Annotated in this window: 4 protein-coding genes; 1 reads left to right on the top strand and 3 read right to left on the bottom strand. The window is 48.9% G+C overall.

Translation table 11 applies throughout. The annotated features are described in order from the left end of the window. Positions 1–86 precede the first annotated feature (86 nt). On the top strand, positions 87–905 hold the full coding sequence (locus QUA56_RS36205; protein WP_333368760.1) for an alpha/beta hydrolase: 819 nt from the start codon (positions 87–89) through the stop codon (positions 903–905). 35 nt (positions 906–940) lie between these two features. Here QUA56_RS36205 and QUA56_RS36210 read toward each other — a convergent pair whose 3' ends face one another. From QUA56_RS36210 to QUA56_RS36220, 3 genes are read right to left on the bottom strand one after another with little or no spacing between them, the layout of a single operon-like run. Beyond that, positions 941–1,873: a lysylphosphatidylglycerol synthase domain-containing protein gene (locus QUA56_RS36210; RefSeq protein ID WP_333368763.1), complete on the bottom strand. Its 933-nt coding sequence runs from the start codon at positions 1,871–1,873 to the stop codon at positions 941–943. Positions 1,874–1,879: 6 nt separating this feature from the next. Next, on the bottom strand, positions 1,880–3,574 hold the full coding sequence (locus QUA56_RS36215) for a phosphatidylglycerol lysyltransferase domain-containing protein (RefSeq protein WP_333368766.1): 1,695 nt from the start codon (positions 3,572–3,574) through the stop codon (positions 1,880–1,882). Next, positions 3,574–4,170, bottom strand: coding sequence for an alpha/beta hydrolase-fold protein (locus QUA56_RS36220; protein ID WP_333368769.1), 597 nt, complete (start codon positions 4,168–4,170; stop codon positions 3,574–3,576). Before QUA56_RS36220 ends, QUA56_RS36215 begins: the two co-directional genes overlap by 1 nt. Between the last annotated feature and the right edge of the window lie 75 nt (positions 4,171–4,245).

Genomic DNA, 4,245 nt, shown 5'->3' on the forward strand with positions numbered 1-4,245 from the left:
ATTTACTTTTCTATATATTTGTTCAGATATTTTCACTGATTTAGCTATTGATTTAGCATAGTAAGTAAGGAAGAACCTAAATTCTTATGCCAAACACTGGAGATTTATTAGCGGGTGAACCGATTCAATTACGCCGAGGGACATTATTACAAGCCTGTCATACATTCGGTCAAGCCCCTCCGCTTGTATTCCTGCATGGTGGGCTAGGAAATCGGTACAACTGGAGATCGCAATACGAATTTGCCGTGACTCAAGGATGGGAAGCACTTGCTTACGATCTCGCCGGGCATGGTCAATCCCAGCCCTATCCCCGCTATTCCATCGGACGACACCGCCGTGATTTGTCGCGCTTGCTGCAACGATTCCATATTCAGGCTCCAGTTTTGTGTTGCCACAGCTACGGTGTGCCCATTGGCTTAGAGTGGGCGCAGCGCCATCCCGTCAGTGCCTTCGTTTTGATCTGCGGCGGTACTCATGAGCTAGACCCCTGGTGGGAAGTGCCACTGATGAAATTTCTCACTTGGGGGGGCAGGCACCTGTATCGCTTGACTGTTGTTAAAACTTGGACAGAGAAAGCCTCCAGCAGCCATCGCCATGCAACCGTACAGCAATTTTTGGCAGAAGCTCCTGTCCCCGTTAAAGTTCATCCCTATCAAGCCCTAGAGCCATTTTGGCACTATAACTTTTTCCATCGCCGCAAAACAGATCGGTATCTCGATATTCCGACTCTCGTGATTACGGGTGGACGAGATCCGATGTTTACCGCTGAAATGGGCAAAGACTTAGCGGATCACTTTCACCACAGTAAACACTTACATATTCCTGAAGCAGGTCATCTCGTGATTGCAGAGTTTCCAGAAGTTGTCAATCAAGCGATCGCTCAATTCCTCAGCCCAATCCGCTAGTCATAGTCAATTGTTGTTCACGGTTCTTCTTCAATTCAATGCACCCGACGGAAACGAATTTCATATCCTGCAACCAATAGCACTGCAATACCTAGTGGCAATAGATAATAGATGGCTCGATAGGCAACCAAGGAACCAAACAGGGCACTGCTAGGAATCGTAGACCGAAGCAACAGAAACATGACTGTTTCAAACACCCCCAACCCACCTGGAACGTTACTCACCACACCTGCAAACTGCGCTAGCAAGTAAATCCCAAAGTAAGCTGCGTAAGGGACAGAGGGATTGGTGGGCAACAGCGCATAGAGTACAGCGGCAGCCAGAGTCCAATCCAGTGACGAGACGGCAATTTGCCCGATACATAGATTGATCGGCAAATGCGGGATTGCGATCCGTCCCAGATGCAAGGTTTTCTGACTGAATACATTCCACAGCACATAGAACCCAATTACACTCAGAAAGATCACACCCATGGGCTGCGTTGATTGAAAGGGCAGATGTAGCCTAGAGGGAAGCTTAATCGGTTGCCACAAAAACAACAATCCGCCCGCACTAAATAAACCCAGCCAAAAACTCAGATTGCAAAAGGCAATGATCTGAGCAATTTTGAGTGGAGGGACACCCCAGGTTGCATAAAACCGATAGCGAATGGCGCTACCACTGAGCAGTGCTAAACCCACACTGTTGCTAATGGGAATGCTGGTAGCCGCTACTAGTCCTGTTTGATAGTAGGGCAACGGATAACGCACATATAGGGCAGCAAGGGTATCGTATCCGGTGAATACGAGGAGATTGAGCAGGGTGAGCGCGATCGACCAGCCCACATTCCACCGGGGAATTGCCGCCAGTTGTCGCCAAATATCATCGCTTTCGTATTGTTGGAGTTCTTGACGAATTACCCAGATGGATGCGATCAGAAGGACAACGCTAATCAGGGATGGCAGGAGACGGAGCAGCCGTTTGGGCATCTTGGGCTATCCTCCTGTGGGTTTGAAATAATCTAAGAGGCGATCGCCCGAATCTGCTCTGACTAGAGCTACAACCACATCAGGTAGAGCAAACCAGCCCGGATAAATCAAATAGCGAGGTTCCCAGTTCGGATGAAACTTTTCTTTATAGGCGTGCAACCCCTGAAAGTTATAGAACTGGTTGAGGTGAGTGTAGAGATAGCGAACCGCTTTCTCTAAGCGGGGCGATTGCTTGGACATGCCAATTCCAGACAGTGCCGACAAACCCAGGTTAAAACCATCGTAGCCCTGCTCCTTGAAGTGTTGAAACAGAGAAACAAACAAAAAATCCATCGTGCCATGTTCCACATTCTGCCGATGGCGCATCAGATCGATGGTAGCTTCATTGAGACGGTACTCACTCACCACATTGGCAAAAGCTGTCACCCGTCCGTCGGCATTTCTGACCACAGCGATCTCACAATCCCGCAGGTAGGCATCATTAAACCAGCCTAGAGAAAACTTTTTCTCAGATCCTTGCATCATTTCCAGCCATTCATCACTGACCGATCGCAATTCTTTCAACACACTTTCAGCAATCGGTGGGGGATAAAATTCAATTCGATGGCCTGCTTTCACCATCTTGTTAACCGATGTTCGCAGGTTTTTTCCAGGTTTACCCTCCAGGGTAAAGGTGGGCAATTCAGCGATCGCCTCTTCTCCGATTTGCAGCGCTTGCAGTCCCAGAGATTCATACAGCTCCAAGTCATCGGGCAAGGTTTGATAAAAAGCGGGATACCAGTCATTACGCGCACAAAACTGCTGAAAGCCAACGATTGCCTCCTGCCGATCTTCCGCAGGGCCAATGGGATCTCCTAGCGCGATCGCCCCCCGCCCTTTGGGTACATAGGCAATGACGCTTTGCCCTGAGGGGCTGAAGTAATAGTCTTTATCGTCAAACAAGGTAAAGCGTGCCAGGGAGGATCGTCCATACTGCTCAACAATCGCCTGGGCACGCTGGCGATCGCGTTTTGTTGCCTCTGACCGCAGCAGCACCGGACGTAACAGCATCCAGACCCCATAGCTCAATGTAATTGCACCAATAATGTAAATCGAATCGGCAAAAAATCTGCCAAATCTATCTGTGGGCTGCAATCCAGCATTATCTTCGGTAAAAAACATCGCCAAGGTTTGCACAATGGCTGAACCCAAATCAAAATTCACCGAATAGTGGTGATCGAGGAGATAAAACCCCAACGTGCCGTATGCCAGCGTAAACAGCAGTGCAGCTATCAAGCCCCGAATCCCTTGAGCAATGGAAGGGCGATCGGACTGCGCTGTAAACTGTTGACGCATCAACAAAAGCTGCACCAGCAAAACTCCCGCCAGAATACTTTCCTCGTAATCCCATCCTTTGATTAAATTACTGATGATCGAAAGGATGAGTAGGGCGACAGTGAGCAACCAAGCCACCCGTTTTCGCCTGAGCAGGTTTGCAGACAGCACTAACAGCAAAAACCCAATCACGGCGGCAAACACATGGACTCCGGCCCGTACCGGAAAGGGAAATAATGCTTCGAGCCACTGAACCCGATTGTGTAGCCTGGGAGTAACCGCAGATACCAAGTTGACAATACCCATCCCCGCAGTCAATAGGGTGGCACTCCAGAGCCAGAATCGATTTTGTGGCGATCGCCAAGCGCTACTAACAGTAGATTTCATTATCTCACCCCAGCTTGATGAAATTGCTTGCCCACATAGCTTAGAGAATCCGCAAGATGTTTATGAAAATAGTTCCAGCCAAAGTCTGCACCGGTTAATCCATGCCCCCCCAGAAAGGCTTGAAACTGATTGGCAACCCCTAGACGGTTCAACGTTTGATGAAACTGTTGGGTCGATGCCAAAAAATCAGGATCACTTTGACCCGCATCCAGATACCCACGAATCACCTGAAGTTGAGCCGTGGGGAATTGCTGAATAAACTGATTGGGGCTATTCTCGGCTCCACTACTATCTGTGAAATAGCCGCTATGGCTGAAAAAGATGTGCAAGGAGTTGAGATGCCGTAAACCAATATTGTAAGCCCCCCACCCCCCAGACGATACGCCACCCATTGCCCAAAACTTGGGATCATTCAGGGTGCGATAGCGAGATTTAATCACCTGCGGCAGTTCAGCACCAATCAGCGTCCCTACCTTCCCATTGGGGCCATCAAAATATTGGGGATCAAAAATTGGGCTAGATCCCCGATTGTCGTTACCATCCCGGCTAATCAGAATAGAAGGTGGTAGTTGTCCCTGGAGATAAAGCTGATCCAATAGCTGGTAAAAGTATAGTCATTTATAGGCATGGGAGGCTTCAAGTCCCTCCCCCTTCACTTTTACTTTGAGCGG

The organism is Microcoleus sp. N3A4 (assembly GCF_036701805.1).
Classification (GTDB): domain Bacteria; phylum Cyanobacteriota; class Cyanobacteriia; order Cyanobacteriales; family Microcoleaceae; genus Microcoleus.

Excerpts from the sequence above, each read along its gene's own strand:
- QUA56_RS36215 (WP_333368766.1), bottom strand. The coding sequence starts at position 3,574 with ATGAAATCTACTGTTAGTAGCGCTTGGCGATCGCCACAAAATCGATTC.
- QUA56_RS36210 (WP_333368763.1), bottom strand. The coding sequence starts at position 1,873 with ATGCCCAAACGGCTGCTCCGTCTCCTGCCATCCCTGATTAGCGTTGTC.
- QUA56_RS36205 (WP_333368760.1), top strand. The coding sequence starts at position 87 with ATGCCAAACACTGGAGATTTATTAGCGGGTGAACCGATTCAATTACGC.